Raw genomic sequence first — 15214 nt, forward strand, 5'->3', positions numbered from 1 at the left:
CGCGGGAATCAGGTGACGTGAACAATCACCAGCCTGCCATGACCGCCCCCTCTCAGCGAATTTGCAGAACTCTCAGCACACTACCACGGGCTGCCGGCGAGCTGCCCCGGCGTGTGGAAGCTCAAAGGCGCTCGGGGGTGGTTCTCACTGACCGGGTCTGGAATCTGCCAGTCCCAGGAAAAGGTCCCTTTGTCGACGACGACGTCGCACGGCAGGAGGATCATGAAGCCATAGGTCATCGCATCGATAACGGGCGGGCACTGCTTGAACGTGCGAATGTCGCGGCCGTGGATCGCCGAATAGGCAGTGGCGGGCATTGCGCGCAGCCAATCCGGTAGAGCACCGCGCGCGAGGATCGGGCGTGGCAAATGCTCGATCAACATCGGATCACATCGGAAAATGACACGCATCGTCGCCTCCCGGCGTTGCGGTACCACGATTGCCGATCACACTCCAAGCGGCGATAAGGTAGGGCAATGCTGCACTAACACCTTGGACAAATTGGCGAGTTTTTCTTCAATTCAGGCGAGACCCAGCCATTTGCTAGGCCAAGCTGTTCCAAAGGCTATCCGGAAGGGCGCAACGCAGTCAACAAACCGCCGCGTCACACATGACCAACGGCACAATCGCCACCAAGACTGCCGCGTTTGCGAGGATAAACGGAGGGCGCTGCCAAGCAACCAGGCAAAAGATGAAAATGACGACGCCAACGACAACAAGATGCAGGCGAAAAGTTCACCGTGTCTTTGCGAGAACGACAGTCGACATCGTAGCTTGCATTTTGTCGTCACGACAATCCGGGCATCCTGTCTCGCCTGATGCGCCCTCGTCGGCCGACAGTGTATACGCAGATCAAAATGAAGGCAGACGGCATGGCGCAGCCAGTCGTTCGGATGATTGGAAGCTGAACAGCTGATATCCGCAGATGCTGTCGAGCGCGACGCTTGATAGGCTACTGCTTCCGTGCAAATGCTCCGTCATGCGAATTCTCCTCGTCGAAGACACGCACGACGTTGGCGAGGCAATCAGCCGCCGCTTCGAAACGATCGGCCATGCGGTCGATTGGGAGACGGACGGTCGTGCTGCCGCAGAAATCCTCGGTTTCACCAGCTACGATCTCGTCATACTCGATGTCATGTTGCCCGGCCTCGACGGGTTCGAAATCGTTCGAAGGCTCCGGCAGGCAAGAAAGACGACCCCAGTTCTGATGTTGACGGCCCGTTCGGAGATAGAGGACCGCGTTGGCGCGCTCGATATCGGCGCCGACGACTATCTGGTCAAACCGTTCGATTTCCGCGAATTGGAAGCGCGCGCCCGTGTTCTGCTGCGGCGGAAAAGCGGCGAGGCGACCAACATCGTTCAGTGCGGCGATGTCGTGCTCGACCGCGCCAGCCGCTCGGTCCGGGTAGGCAGGCGCGAGGTGCAATTGAAACGACGCGAAATGACGTTGCTTGAGATACTGGCGTCGCGGCCAGGTCGCGTCTTCAGCAAGGATGAACTTATCGATCAGCTTTTTGGGTTTGACGAGCCGGTCAATCAGAACGCGATCGAACTTTATGTCGGCCGGCTGCGCAAGAAGCTGGAAGGCGCCAAGGCGCAGATCGTCACCGTGCGGGGCATGGGATATCAGCTGGCTTCCGATGATACCGGCTGAGCCTTCCCTTTTCACGCGCCTGGCGGTCCGCATCTCGCTGGTGCTGGGCCTGGGCGCGGCTCTTCTGGTGAGTGCGGCGTGGTACTACGCGCGAACCGCCGCCGATGACGCCTATGACCGGCTTCTGCTAGGTGCGGCGATCCAGATGGCGGACAGCCTTACGGTTGAATCCGGTTCACTCATCGTCAACTTGCCGGTATCGGCTTTTGAGCTCCTGGGCCTCGCCAGCCGCGACCGCATCTTCTATCGCGTGATCGATCCTTCCGGCGCGACGCTGACAGGTTATGCCGATCTGCAAACAGAAGTTGATCTGGCAGCAATACACGATGTCCCGGTATTGGAATCGGCGCGTTATCGCGGCGAACCGGTCCGCATAGCGGTGGTGGCTCGCGCTCTATCCGATCCCGCCGTATCCGGTTGGGCGCATGTCATCGTTGGGCAGACCACGGAAGCGCGCAGTGCGCTCGCGGGGGAGTTGACGCTCAGAGCGACCGTCCTCCTGGTTATCATGAGCATATTGGCATTGGCTGGGGCGATGGTGGCCATTCGCTATTCTCTGCAACCGGTCAAGCATCTGGGAGCGACGCTTCGCCGTCGTGATCCACAAGACCTTACGCCCGTGACAGTCGTCGTCCCGCGAGAATTGCGGCCTTTCGTTACTTCCATCAATTATTTCATGAGTCGGCTCGACGAGCGCGTGAAACTCCTGCAGCGCTTCATCGCCGACGCGGCGCACCAGATCAGAACGCCGCTGACGGCACTTACCGCGCAGCTCGATCTGTTGAGTCAAGCCAAGCTGGACAAGTCGAGCCGCCAGCATCTCGATCGCATACAGCAGCGCGCCGGCGAACTTGCGCGCCTGACCAACCAGTTGCTCAGCCACGCCATGGTCATCCATCGTGCCGATTCCGTGCAGCTTCAGCCGCACCACCTGGCAGACGTCGCACGGCGCGCTTTCCGTGCGGCGGTTCCGATAACTATCGATCCGGACATCATCGTCTCCTTCGAGGCGCCTGACGATGAACCTGTCGTGCTTGCGGACGCCGTCAGCCTGCGTGAAGCGATCGTCAATATCATCGACAATGCCCTGCGCCACGGAGTGATGTCGCGCCTTGAGGTCAGGGTACGCAGCGACGGTACGCTTGCCCATGTCGAGGTCGAGGATGACGGACAGGGCATTCCGCCGAGCGAGTGGGAGCGAGTCACGCAGCGCTTCGAAACGTCCAAATCTCACGACGGCAGCGCAGGTCTGGGTTTCGCCATCGCGTCGGAGGTGGCGGCGGCTCACGGTGGCGCGCTGACCTTTCGCGAGAAAAGCGAGGATGGCGGGAAGCGCACGCAAGGGTTCACCGTCACCTTGACGTTGCCCATCGCCAGAGAGAAGGCAGGATGATAGCGAGAGCATTGCGGGCATTCACTTTACTGGCTGCAATCCTTTTGTGCGTCGATCAGGCGGCAAGAGCTGCTGAAGGAAGCAGCGCATTTTTCCCTTCGCCACAGCCGGAGAAGGATCGACTGTCGATCCACGCCGCGACCGATCTGGTGGCGATGGAACCCCTGATCCGGGACTTTCAGTCCGTTTTCCCCAACGTTGCAGTCGACTATGTTGAATATGTCACCAACGACTTGCAAAAGAGTGCCAGCGAAGCCTGTCGGACGGGCGCGGTGCTGGGCGACATCTTGTTGTCGCCGTCGGTCGACCAACTCGTGAAGCTCGCCAATGACGGCTGCGCGGCGCCGCACGTGTCGGCGGAAACCGCGCATGTCGCCGACTGGGCAAACTGGCGCGACGAAGTATTCGGCTTTACCTACGAACCGGCCGTCTTCGTCTACAACGCCCGCCTCGTGCCGTCCGGCGACGTACCGCGCACCCACATCGAACTCGCCGATCTTCTTAGGCGGCGGATCGATTTTTATCGTGGGCGGGTCGGAACGTTCGACATCCGGCTTTCGGGCATCGGCTACCTATTGGCGTTCAGTGATGCGCGGCAGACGACCGCGGTCTACGGTCGGCTTCTGGAAAGCATGAGCCGAGCGGAAACCGTGGTTCGTTGTTGCACCGCGGAGACCCTTCAGGACGTTGCAAACGGGACCCTGTATATTGGCTACAATATGATCGGGTCATACGCCTATGCGGCGGCCAGGGACAATTCCGACTTAAGGGTCGTTGTCCCGCGGGACTATGCGCTGATACTCAGTCGTGGCGCGCTCATTCCGAAGACGGCACCGAGTATGGCCCTTGCCAAACGATTTCTCGACTACCTTCTGTCAGCCCGGGGACAGAAAGTCGCGAGGGAAAGTTCCTTTTTCTTCGCCGAGAATGGGCAATTGCCTGACGGAGCGGACGGCCCGGAAACACTTGGCGAGTCTGGTATCGCGCGCGCCATTCGCATCGGCCCTGCGTTACTTGCCGTACAGGACGAGGCGCTGCGCCGCCGCTTCATCGAAGATTGGAGCAAGTCGATGATCGGTGCCCAGGGCCAGCGACCGTGACCCCGCAGGATGCCGCTCCAAAATTTCAACAATCTCAGCGATATGTCGATGTGGCCGATCCGGCTGTCGTCGAGAAACTGAGCACGACCCATCGGGCCCAAGTCGGCTGAGCAAACCTCTACATTGCCGTGACAGGTTGGTGACAGGTCAGGATGATACTCGCCTTTTGTGCCTGGAGGATGTACGATTTAGGCGAACTTGGAGGAGACCTCAATGAAAAATCGTCTTGCGACGATGACGGCCGTGCTTTCGCTGTCAGCCGCTTTCGCGACGCTTGCCCCCGCTGCCGAAATTCCCGCCGGGTATCCGGACAACTACAAGGATCTGGTGGCCGCCGCCACCGCGGAAGGACACCTCAGCATCTATTCGACGACCGATGCGGCGCTGGTCCAGCCCTTGCTCAAGGATTTCGAAGCAGCGTTCCCCGGGATTGCCGTAGAATATTCCGACCTCAATTCGACCGAACTCTACAATCGCGTCATTGCCGAAACCGCTTCGGGCCAAGGCACGGCGGATGTCGCCTGGTCTTCGGCTCCGGATCTGCAGATCAAACTTGCCGCAGACGGTTATGCGCAGGAGTACAAATCCGTCGAGGCGGCTCACGTTCCGGCCTGGGCGTCGTACAAGGGCATGATCTATGGTGCCACAGCCGACCCGGTGACTTTCGTCTACAACAAGCGTCTCGTGCCTGAAGGCGATGTTCCCGCAAGCCACGCCGATCTGCTCAAGCTGATGACCGGCAAGACCGCCGATTACGACGGCAAGATCGCGTCCTACGATCCGGAAAAGTCCGGGGTCGGCTTCTATTTCTACAACCAGGACGCCAAGACCTGGACCGATTCCTGGGCGCTCAACAAGGCTTTTGGCAAGGCCCATATCAAGCTCTACAGCTCCGCCGGCTCGATGATTGAGAAGGTCACGTCTGGCGAACATTCCATCGCCTACGGCATCTTCGGCTCGTATGGCCTCGCCAAACAGGCCAAGGACGAGAACCTTGGTGTGATAATCCCCAAGGATTATGTTTTAGTGACCACCCGCGCCACGATCATTCCAGCGGAAGCCAAGGATCCCAATGCGGCGAAGTTGTTCGTCGACTATCTGCTGTCGGCGCGCGCGCAGAAGCTGATCGCCAACGACATCAAGCTCTATGCCGTTCGTGATGACGTTGAGGGGGCAACCACGCTGGCGTCCATAAAGGCCGCTGCCGGCGAAAATGTTCATCCGATCGCGCTCGACGACAAACTGCTCGAAGGCCTGGACGAGACGACACGGCTGGCGTTCCTCAACGAGTGGCAGAAAGCCATGAAGGGCGAGTAATCGCCTGATCGGGAGTGCCGCCACAATCGGCTCTTCCGCCCTTCTTGCTGTTAAGAACCATCGGAACGGCGCGCTTGCGCTCTTGCTAGCGGACGGCCCCCGGCTTTGTTCGAGGCGATCATGCCCTTCCGCGTCTTTCGTGTCAGCACCAATCTCCTCGCCATCCTGGTGGTGTTGGCGCCGGTAACGCTGATCATCTACCAGAGTTTTCTGTCCGGCCCGTTCTTCCAGAAGACCGCGCATCTGTCGCTGAAGGCTTATAGCTTCATCCTTGCAGATGCGGATTTCTGGCTGGCGCTGACGACTTCGCTCAAGCTCGCGGTGGGGATGACATTGATCGCCGTTCCGGTGGGAATCCTGCTGGCGTTCATCATCGTGCGTACCGACGTGCCGGGCAAGCGCTGGCTGGAGCCGATCATCCTCATCCCGGTGTTCATGTCGGCGGTAGTGCTGGCCTTCGGCTATGTGATGACGTTGGGACCAGTCGGCTTCGTCTCGCTGGCGGTCAAGTCGGTGATTGGCTACGTGCCTTGGAATGTCTATTCGGTGACATCGATCGCGATTATCGCCGGGCTCACCCATGTCCCGCATGTCTATCTCTATGCGTCGGCGGCGCTGCGCAATGTCGGCGCCGACCTGGAAGAGGCGGCACGCATCGTCGGCGCCGGCCCCTGGCGCGTCGCCGCCAGCGTGTCGCTGCCCATGGTGATGCCGGTGGTGCTTTATGCGGCGGTTCTAGTGTTCTTCCTTGGTTTCGAACTTTTCGGCCTGCCACTGGTGCTTGGCGATCCGGAAGGGGTGTTGGTTCTCGCCACCTATCTCTACAAGCTCACCAACAAGCTCGGGGTTCCTTCCTACCAGTTGATGGCCGTAGTGGTGGTGGCGATCATCATGATCGCGCTTCCGCTGGTGGTGCTGCAGCGCTACATGCTGCGCAATGCCAGCCGCTATGTGTCTGTCAAGGGCAAGGGCAGCCGGCACAACCCCATTCGGCTGGGCGCGCTTCGCTGGCCGGCCTTCGCGCTCGTAGTGGCATGGTTCGCGGCCACGGTGATCATACCGGTGGGCGGCGTCGCAATTCGCTCGCTGGTGACAAGCTGGGGCGTCGGGGTGAACATCTTCGAGGTGCTGACGTTAGATCACTATCGCGATCTCGCTGACTATCCGAATGTCGTCAGCGCCATTGTCAACACGGTCGGTGTTGCGGTCATCGGCGGTGCGGCTTCGATCGCGGCCTATACCGCCGTGGCACTCGCCGGTCACCGCTCGAACGCACCCCTGACCAAAGTCGTCGACTACGTGGCCATGATACCGCGGGCGATGCCGGGTATTGTGGCTGGCCTCGCCATGCTGTGGATCTTTCTGTTCTTCAAGCCGATCGCGCCTCTGCGTGCCACGATGATCTCGGTGTGGCTTGCCTATACCATTGTCTGGTTCGCCTATGGCATGCGACTGATTTCCGGAACGCTCCTGCAGATCGGCAAGGAACTCGAGGAAGCCGGCCGGTCAGTTGGCGCCAGCGAAGGCCGGGTCGCCAGGGACATCACGCTGCCGCTCATCCGTGGCGGGATGTTCTCGGCCTGGCTGCTGATCTTCCTGATCTTCGCGCGTGAATATTCGACCGGCGTTTATCTGCTCGGGCCGGGAACCGAAGTGATCGGCTCGCTCATGGTTTCCCTGTGGGGCACCGGCGCGATCGATCTGGTCTCCGCTCTTGCCGTCATCAACACCGTCATCATCGTGACCGGTCTCGCCGTAGCGATGCGCTTTGGAGTCCGCCTCAATGACTGACATCATCATAGACGGCCTGCGCCTCAGTTACGGCACCCTCGAGATCCTGAAAGGTGTGTCCTTCTCGGTCGAACCAGGCCAGATTGTCGCCTTGCTCGGCGCCTCCGGGTCCGGCAAGACGACGCTCTTGCGAGCGGTCGCCGGTCTGGAAACACCCAACCGCGGCAAGATACTGCTCGGTGACAGGCCGCTTTTCGACGCGGAGCAGAACATCAATCTGGCGCCGGAAACGCGCGGTCTCGGGCTGGTATTCCAGTCCTATGCGCTGTGGCCGCACCGGACGGTGTCGGAGAATGTGGGTTATCCGCTGAAGCTGCGCAAAGTGTCTCGGGCGGATCTTGCCAGCCGCGTCCAGAAGGCTTTGGACAGCATAGGCCTCGGCAAACTAGGTGAGCGCTATCCGCACCAGCTCTCCGGCGGGCAGCAACAGCGCGTCGCGTTGGCCCGCGCGCTGGTCTACGAGCCGAACGTGATCCTGCTCGACGAGCCGCTGTCCAATCTGGACGCCAAGCTGCGCGAGGAAGCGCGGATCTGGTTGCGTCGCCTCATCACCAATCTCGGCCTATCGGCACTGTGCGTCACCCATGACCAGGTCGAAGCGATGGCGCTCGCCGACCGCATCCTGCTGCTCAATGGCGGCCAGATCGAACAGGACGGAACGCCCAAACAAATCTACAACAGGCCGAAGAGTCTGTTTGCAGCAGAGTTTATGGGCGCCAGCAATCGCCTTGACGGCGTGGTCGCCGCCATCAAGGGCAACCGTGCGGAAATTGTCGCGAACGGCATCCATCTCGTGGGCAGTGCTCAGGAGGAGCTGACCGTCGGCACCAAAGTCACCGCACTCGTCCGGCTTGAGCGGGTGACGTGGTCCGGGAAGGACGGCCCGGGGCGTATTGCCATGACCTGCGTCGAGAGCCTTTTCCTCGGCGACCGGCACGAGGTGATTTTCGAAGGCAATGACCTGACGGTCCGGACTTATTCCCGCGATGCCCTTCCGTCCGGCCAGTACTACGTTGAATTCCCCGTCGAGGACCTGATGGTTTTCGCGGCGGAACGCGGGAGCCGAACGCTGGGCACGACCAAGTAATTTGATGCGGGCATTGAAGTTCGACCACCCGCTACCGCGAACGGCGACCACAAAAATTCCGCCGGGAAGAAGAAGCCGTTCGCGGCAACGAGCCGGTCGTAAATCTCGTTCAGCTCGTCGGTCGTGACGCTTTTGACCGAGCGCTTTGTCTGGCCCTTGCCGACCCAGCAAGCGTCATAGACGCGCTGGGTGACGCCCTTCAATGTTGGGCCACCAGGATCATTCTTATTGTTTTGAATAGTCGCCTTCGTGCGCGAGCACCTTGGCAAGCGATTCCTTCTCACGGGAAACTGCCATTACAATTCCTCTTGGGTTGTGTTGATGCGTGTTTTCCGGCTATGCCATTCGGCAGAGGCGGATCGAAGAATGTCGGCTATTTCGAAGTGGATTCGGGACGCACGTGCGAAATTGCCCGAGCATGTTTCTGTCGGCCGCCACACCTATGGCGTCACTTGGCGGAAGGTGCTTTTCCCAACTAGTGAATCTCCCCTAGACGTGGGGAGCTTCTGCTCAGTTGCTGGCCAAGTCCTCTTCATGTGTACTGGTCAACACCAGACAAAGAGTGCCACTTCATTCCCGATTTATAGCCGCCTCCTGAAGCAGCCTGAGCCGATACCCAACGCCGGAAAGCCTGGAGGCATTACGATTGGCAACGATGTTTGGATTGGCCACGGCGCCATCATATTGCCAGGCGTGACCGTTGGCGATGGCGCCGTTGTGGGTGCCGGCTCCGTGGTCACCAAGTCTGTCGAGCCGTATTCAATAGTCGCCGGCAATCGTGCACGAGTCATCCGCAGTCGGTTCCCTACTGATGTCATTGCACAGTTGCTGGAAATAAAGTGGTGGCTATGGGAAGAAGATAAGATCAAGAGCGAGGCAGCTATTCTCACCGGTCCGATCGAGACTTTCATTGCTAAGCACGCGACCAGAACCAAGTCGGTGTCGAGCCGGAAGGTCTAGCGATCTGGGCCATCGGCGCGATGCGATGTCGTCACGCCTGAACCTTCCTGGGAACAAGGGATTGGTGTAGAAACGATCGATGAGAAATTTTACGCTGAAATTGCTCTACCAGTATGATGCCTATTTCGCGGGGCTGGCTGCAGCGGCGACCGGCCTATCTGCCTACAGATTGGGTGCCGGATACTGGCTCTCAGGCATTGCCGCGCTGGCTATTTTCCTGTTCGTCGCCATAGCGGTTGACCAATATTTTCTCTGGTCATTCGATAATTACCGCGACCGGCAAAACAGCAGGACCAGATAATCATCAGGCCCAAGCCCCTACAACAAATGGGTTGTGGAGCAAAATTAGGTATTGCTGGGCGGCCGAAAGGACTTGGTCGGGTACATCGCCTACGGCGACAAGGAATTATACCACCGCGGCGTAGGCGCGAAGATGATTGCAGGATGGAGCGCTCGGACCAGGCTGAGGGCATCCGCATCGTCACTGTAAACTTCCGAAATCACCAGCGATCCGATTGAATGTCTTCATCATCGCCCCTGGCGATCGCATGACTTTTGGAAGCTCCTCTGGCCCGAAAACAACCAGCGCCACCACAAAGATGACCACCAGGTGGGTGATGCCAAATCCGAACATCGGTTCGGACTCTCGCGCACATCGCCGGTAGCGACAATCTCTCCGCGGTTTTGCGACCGATCCGGTTGAACGCCTCGATCGACACCGCCAAGCCCGGTCATCAAACCGCTCGCATGGGCCATTCCACCATGAGGCCGCGCGATTGCCGTTCATATTTCGGGCCATGTGGACCGCCCGTCAACCCCTGCAAAACCTTGTGGTGAAGCCGGAGCTTGACGGCGAAAGTGCGGAAACCGGCTTCCATTTAGTCAGCATCTGGCGAAGGCCGCAGGGTCGAGCAGTTGCTTCGCGTAAAAACGCAAGCAGATCAAGATGACCGAACCGATCCGCTGTGTCATCGACACCGTGAACGATCCGCACGAAATCAGCCTCGATGAGAATATCACGCGCGAGGTAACCAGCTTCAGGTGTTGTTCGTTCATCCGACGATTTGAGCAGTGGACGGGGTGGTTGTGCAAGCCTGCCGCCTACATCGATTGTGCGTGTCGTCGCGGCAGCTATGACGGGGAATCGTTCAAATCCGCTGCTTTAGATTGGCGATTTCGTCAAAGACTGTGTGTTACGCCACTCACCTGCCGCTAAAGATGAAGAAACCGCGCGATGGCAGTCAGGCAAAGGGCATAAAAGGGGCTTGATCTCATGAACAGAGTTGTTCTCATGGCGGTAGCACTTGCTGCGATGCTGTTCGGCACGTCTGTCGAAGGCAAGGCCGCGGGCCTGGTCGCCACCATTGATGTATCTTCGCAGACCATGACTGTCAGCCGCTATGGTCAAGTGCTTTACCGATGGAGCGTATCCACCGCCCGCAAGGGTTACATCACCCCGCGCGGCGCCTATCGGCCGCAACGGACAGCGCGGATGTGGTATTCGCGCAAATACGACATGTCGCCTATGCCTTATTCGGTATTCTTCCGTGGCGGCTATGCCATTCATGGCACCGGCGCGGTGAGATACCTTGGACGCCCGGCGTCGCATGGCTGTGTCCGCTTGCACACCGCCAATGCCGCGACCTTCTATTCAATGGTGCGGGAAGTTGGCTTCGGCAACACGCGGATCGTCGTCACCGACTGAGGCTCGGCGCCGACGAAAAGACACCCACGGCAAGCGGCCGTGCCCGCCTTTGGCTGGCTCTCGCCCGGCGAGATGGTCAACGACTTCACGGAGATCACGCCGGGGCCGTTGATGATGCGTGCTGCAGTTCGTCGGCCATATTGCGGCTTTCCGCGCACTAGGCGCGCTCAATCCGCTCGACGGCTTACCCGCAGTCGGGGCACGAATGGGTTGGGTCAGGCGTCCGGACTAAGCCGACGGCGTTGGAATCCACCGGTTGTGGTGGGCCAAGATCAGCTAGTAGTCATCCGTTTTGGGACAATTGCCCGTGCGAAAAGTTCCCGAACTGCATGACAGCGAACCGGCCGCGTTGACCCGGATAAAGCGTGTGGCTCAAGGGCAGGTCGTTCCAGCCAATTGACACGGGCTTCAGGGGCAGAAATGGCCAGTACGATCGCTCCAGCAATCGCTCTCGACAATCTCCCGTGGGCTGTCATCGTCAGCCTGTCGGCGCGACTTGATCCCTTCCGGTCAGTTCATGTACTCGACCATGCGGTCGTGGAAGCACTCGCACTTGTTGAGGGTGTCTTCGTCCTTGTAGTTCGTCTTGAGATAACCATAGGCCATGCCGCAGGCGACCTTGGCTTCCGACGCCCAGATGAAGGCGGGGCGGGACGAATTGATCCATTCCGAGCTGTTGGCGACGGCCACCGACTCGTCCATGAGCTTCACCACCTCGGTCTTGAGATCGACGATGTTGTCGTTCAACACCAAATTCGACGTGCCGACGGTCCGGCAATAGTCGGCCACCGGCCCTTCGATAATGTCGGCGGCCTGAAGTCCTGTCGCGCATATCGACAGCAGCCCGGCTCCGAAAGCCACTCGCAAAACTCTGTTCATGCTCCTCACCCCGTCCCTTTCGCCCCTTAGACCACGTCCGTCTTGGTGCCGTGGCTGTCATCGTAGAGTATTTTGACCGCATCGGCGGCGCTGTGGAATGTGTAGTTCTCAAGCACGGCGACCGTATGATAGTTGTCGCCGCCGCCGTCGGTATCGACCTTGACCTCGGCATTGGCCGAGGACTGCGCGATCTCCACGAAGCCGCCGCCTACGAGATCGGTGACGCCAGCCAAGCCTTTGAGCAACGAGGAAAGATCAAGCTGGTCGCCATCGTGGAAGTCTGCGATCAGGTCGGCTACCTCGAGCGAGCCGATGGTGAAGGTCCTTGTGCCATCGGAGGCAACGGACGTTTCCACGGGCGCAACAAGTGAGGTGTTGAGTTCGACCTCGATATAGTTGCCGGTCGTGCCGTCGGCCATCTGGAAGGTGCCGTTGCTTGCCACGGCCTGCCCATCGATTTCGCCGACAGCGGAGGTCGTTGTCGTGCTGATCGAAATAATACCGTTATCAGCAAGGTGTGACAATTCCCCAGAGTCACTGATGCCGTTGGCGTTGGCGTCCTTCCAGATCAGCAGGCTGCTGAAGGCATCGTCGTATTGATCGATGACGCCGTCATGATTGCTGTCGAGCGATGCAAGTGCCGCCGCGCCGCTGGCGAAATGGCCGCCGCCGAAACTCGGCGTAAACAGCTCGGTGCCATCATCGATCTTGCCGTTATGGTTGAGGTCGATCGCCAGCATGCCGTCGTTCGAGGTGTTCCAGGCAATTTGGTCTTTGGTTCCGTCACCATTGATGTCAAACTGGACGCCATGGCTGACGTCGGAGAAGGCGAAGCCATCATGGTTCAGATCCAGGATAATCGGATCGACCGATCCGCCGATCAGGGTGTTCAGGTTCGCTACCGTGACGTTCTGGAGATCGACCAGTGCTCCTACGCCGGCATTGGTGGTTGTCTGGGTATAGACGAACGTATGATTTACGCCCGAGATGGTTGCCGTGAATGCGAGCGTCGCCCCGGCGTTTCCGATGTCTGTGCCCATGAGATATTGGACAGCCGCCGCGAGAGCTGCGGTTGAGGTGATAGCCAACGGCGAGCCGCCGGCATCTGTTCCGAAGAAACTGGCGATGCCGTTGGTGACCGAATGAGATTCCACTGTATCTCCGCCGATCGTCAATACGGAGTCTCCTGCTCCGTCGACAAGGCCGGCGGTGGCGGCCACCAGAGTCCCTGGCAGGGCCAACTTGTCGGTCCCGGCGACGAAGTCAGTGATGATGTCATAGCCGGTGATCGTCCCGGCATTGCCGGTTCCGCCTATAACGGGTGTCGAATCCCCAGTCCCGATCAGGAAGGTGTCGGCGCCGGCGCCGCCCGTCAGGAAATCGTTGCCGCCCCGTCCGATAATGATGTCGTTTCCACCGCCACCGGACAGATGATCGACACCGGACGTACCATAGATCTGGTCGGCCAATGTGGCGTCGCCATTCACCGTGATGCCGGGATCGCCCGGATCATGCGAGAAGAAGGAGAAGCTGACCGAGCGCGCCTGGTAATTGCCACCACTATTGTCGAAGTAAGACAGCGTCCATGAGTCGCCGGCTGTAGGTGGGTGTGCGATCAAATAGCTGGCAAGCGTCGTGGAGGTGGCGTTGCCGCTGCCGTCCAGAAGGAAGATATGGTCGTAGTCGACAGTTGCCTTCATCAGGCCGGTGGCCGGATCGTAGAACCAGCTCTGTTCGAATGTTCCGGCGGTCAGATCGTCTTCGACAACTGCGAAATGGTTGGTGCCTATGACTATCTCGACCTGGACTTCCTGTTCGCGATGCGATCCCGCACTGCTGTCTCCGAACACGCCGGGATTTCGCTCCGCTACAGGTATCGGCGTTACGAAGGGCGACTCTTGAAAGTCGGTATAGACTACTAGAGTCGCGCTATGAGGATCGGCGATTATAGCATTTACCGTGGCTTGTGACAGGGCCAGGGTCGTGACCTGATCATTTCCCGAGGTAAGAGGGCTGCTGCCATTGCCCACCTGAGCAGTGTCGCTGGGCAGACTGGTCGGGGGCACTTCGTGGATGCCGACAGTCTGGACAGTCGTGTCGGTGCCATCGAAGACATTCAGCGTAAGGTTGGTGTTGACAGTATCGGTTACCGAGGCGGTTGGTGTGTAGACCAGGTTACCCAGCAGGTTGATGCCACCGGACGGATTGTAGAGCACGGTGCCGGTTGTCAGGGCGACATAGGTCACGCCGTTGTAGTAGAACACCCCAGTCGGGATCGTCCCTGTTGCGGTGACGATCAGGTTGTCGCCATCCGCATCCGTCGGGATCGAGACCAGCAGCGGATATCCATTGGGATAAGTCGGCGTGCCAAGGGTCTGCTGCCCCGGGTCGCTCGACATCCAGTTCTGGGTGCTGGCAACAACCGGTGCATCGTTGACGTCCGTCAGGTTGATGGTCAATGTCGTCGTCGAGAAGTCGCCGTCGCCGTCCTTGATTGTGTAGACGAACACGTCCGTGGTGTTCGCGTTAATGCTGTGAGCCGTCGACTGGTAGGTGTAGGAGCCGTCGACGTTGAGGTGAAGCGTGCCGTGCAGGCCCACAATGTCGGTGTTGACGCCACCCGATACTGCTGTCGTGGTGTTGCCGCCCGCCGCCCGTACGCCATCGATCGTGGCCCCGTCGGCGCCGGCGACGTCATTGACGAGCACGCCTGCCGCCGCCAATACGGTGAGCAAAGCGCCCTCGTTGACATTGCCGGTATCGGCATGCGCCGTCGGCACGTCGTCGATGATGTTGATGACCAGGTTGCCGGCCGGTGCGCTGTCGCCGTCAGTGTCGGTGACGACGACTGCGAAGCTGGCGGGGGNCGCCGTCCTTGATGGTGTAGGTGAAGACGTCGTCGTGGCCGCCCTGCGAGCCGGCATCGCGTACATAGGAGTAGGAGCCGTCGGCGTTAAGCGTCAGCTTGCCGTAGGTGCCCTGGATCTGCACGCCGAGCGAGCCGGTGAAGTCGGCATTGGTGTCGCCGGCCTGGACGCCAACCACCGCTGCGCCGTCTGCACCCAGGACATCGATGCCGGTCACCGGCGAGGTGGTGCCCACCGCCGTCAGCACGTTGCCGGCCTCGGCCGTGAACTGGTTGGAGGCTACACTGTCGGTATCGGCATGCGCCGTCGGCACGTCGTCGATGATGTTGATGACCAGGTTGCCGGCCGGTGCGCTGTCGCCGTCAGTGTCGGTGACGACGACTGCGAAGCTGGCGGTGGTGTTGTCGCCGGTGGTGTTGTCGACGAGCGTGTAGGAATAGCTGATCGTGCCGGCGCCGGTG

General features: G+C 59.7%; 14 protein-coding genes and 1 pseudogene. 10 read left to right on the top strand and 5 right to left on the bottom strand.

All coding sequences use genetic code 11. The annotated features are described in order from the left end of the window. Positions 1–80: 80 nt before the first annotated feature. The gene (locus tag X726_RS0136755; protein WP_031215577.1) at positions 81–410 is read right to left on the bottom strand and encodes a hypothetical protein; all 330 of its coding nucleotides are present in this window, start codon (positions 408–410) and stop codon (positions 81–83) included. Between the two features lie 569 nt (positions 411–979). On the opposite strand from X726_RS0136755, the gene X726_RS138645 reads away from it, so the two are divergent. The 6 genes from X726_RS138645 to X726_RS138620 all read left to right on the top strand — a co-directional run bounded on the left by X726_RS138645 (position 980) and on the right by X726_RS138620 (position 8342). Next, on the top strand, positions 980–1654 hold the full coding sequence (locus X726_RS138645; RefSeq protein WP_023673600.1) for a response regulator transcription factor: 675 nt from the start codon (positions 980–982) through the stop codon (positions 1652–1654). Further along, complete coding sequence (locus tag X726_RS138640; protein ID WP_023673601.1) at positions 1641–3047, top strand: sensor histidine kinase; 1407 nt, start codon at positions 1641–1643, stop codon at positions 3045–3047. The genes X726_RS138645 and X726_RS138640 overlap by 14 nt, the downstream gene beginning before the upstream one ends. Then, a complete protein-coding gene (locus X726_RS138635; protein WP_023673602.1) occupies positions 3044–4147 on the top strand; it encodes an ABC transporter substrate-binding protein in 1104 nt (367 codons plus the stop codon). The genes X726_RS138640 and X726_RS138635 overlap by 4 nt, the downstream gene beginning before the upstream one ends. A 213-nt stretch (positions 4148–4360) precedes the next feature. Then, positions 4361–5464 (top strand): ABC transporter substrate-binding protein, encoded by a 1104-nt coding sequence (locus X726_RS138630; RefSeq protein WP_023673603.1) that lies wholly within the window; start codon positions 4361–4363, stop codon positions 5462–5464. Positions 5465–5584: 120 nt separating this feature from the next. After that, positions 5585–7255, top strand: a complete 1671-nt coding sequence (locus X726_RS138625) for an iron ABC transporter permease (protein ID WP_031202992.1) — start codon at positions 5585–5587, stop codon at positions 7253–7255. After that, positions 7248–8342 carry an ABC transporter ATP-binding protein gene (locus tag X726_RS138620; protein WP_023673605.1) on the top strand — a complete coding sequence of 365 codons (1095 nt, stop codon included), beginning with the start codon at positions 7248–7250 and terminating at the stop codon, positions 8340–8342. Before X726_RS138625 ends, X726_RS138620 begins: the two co-directional genes overlap by 8 nt. On the opposite strand, the gene X726_RS1000000170030 is transcribed toward X726_RS138620, so the two are convergent. Further along, the gene (locus X726_RS1000000170030) at positions 8264–8626 is read right to left on the bottom strand and encodes a glycosyl hydrolase 108 family protein (RefSeq protein ID WP_245262725.1); all 363 of its coding nucleotides are present in this window, start codon (positions 8624–8626) and stop codon (positions 8264–8266) included. The two genes, X726_RS138620 and X726_RS1000000170030, sit on opposite strands and share 79 nt — an antisense overlap. An 82-nt stretch (positions 8627–8708) precedes the next feature. Between X726_RS1000000170030 and X726_RS1000000172325 the strand changes: the two genes are divergently transcribed. Next, positions 8709–9302 (top strand): CatB-related O-acetyltransferase, encoded by a 594-nt coding sequence (locus X726_RS1000000172325; protein WP_023673606.1) that lies wholly within the window; start codon positions 8709–8711, stop codon positions 9300–9302. 79 nt (positions 9303–9381) lie between these two features. Beyond that, positions 9382–9603, top strand: a complete 222-nt coding sequence (locus X726_RS138615; RefSeq protein ID WP_023673607.1) for a hypothetical protein — start codon at positions 9382–9384, stop codon at positions 9601–9603. Between the two features lie 180 nt (positions 9604–9783). Here the strand turns inward: X726_RS138615 and X726_RS1000000171340 are convergent, their stop codons facing one another. Further along, positions 9784–9936, bottom strand: coding sequence for a twin-arginine translocase TatA/TatE family subunit (locus tag X726_RS1000000171340; RefSeq protein WP_023673608.1), 153 nt, complete (start codon positions 9934–9936; stop codon positions 9784–9786). A gap of 172 nt (positions 9937–10108) precedes the next feature. Between X726_RS1000000171340 and X726_RS1000000170040 the strand changes: the two are divergent. Next, positions 10109–10329: pseudogene (locus X726_RS1000000170040) on the top strand (chromosome partitioning protein ParB); the annotation flags it as partial. 246 nt (positions 10330–10575) lie between these two features. After that, entirely contained in the window at positions 10576–11007 is a 432-nt protein-coding gene (locus X726_RS138610; protein ID WP_023673610.1) for a L,D-transpeptidase, read from the top strand. A 510-nt stretch (positions 11008–11517) separates the two neighbouring features. On the opposite strand, the gene X726_RS138605 is transcribed toward X726_RS138610, so the two are convergent. Both X726_RS138605 and X726_RS138600 read right to left on the bottom strand, forming a co-directional pair. Next, complete coding sequence (locus X726_RS138605; RefSeq protein WP_023673611.1) at positions 11518–11886, bottom strand: hypothetical protein; 369 nt, start codon at positions 11884–11886, stop codon at positions 11518–11520. Positions 11887–11912: 26 nt separating this feature from the next. Further along, a complete protein-coding gene (locus X726_RS138600) occupies positions 11913–14819 on the bottom strand; it encodes an Ig-like domain-containing protein (protein ID WP_084630980.1) in 2907 nt (968 codons plus the stop codon). Positions 14820–15214: the final 395 nt, after the last annotated feature.

The sequence above is a fragment of the Mesorhizobium sp. LSJC285A00 genome (assembly GCF_000503155.1).
GTDB lineage: Bacteria > Pseudomonadota > Alphaproteobacteria > Rhizobiales > Rhizobiaceae > Mesorhizobium.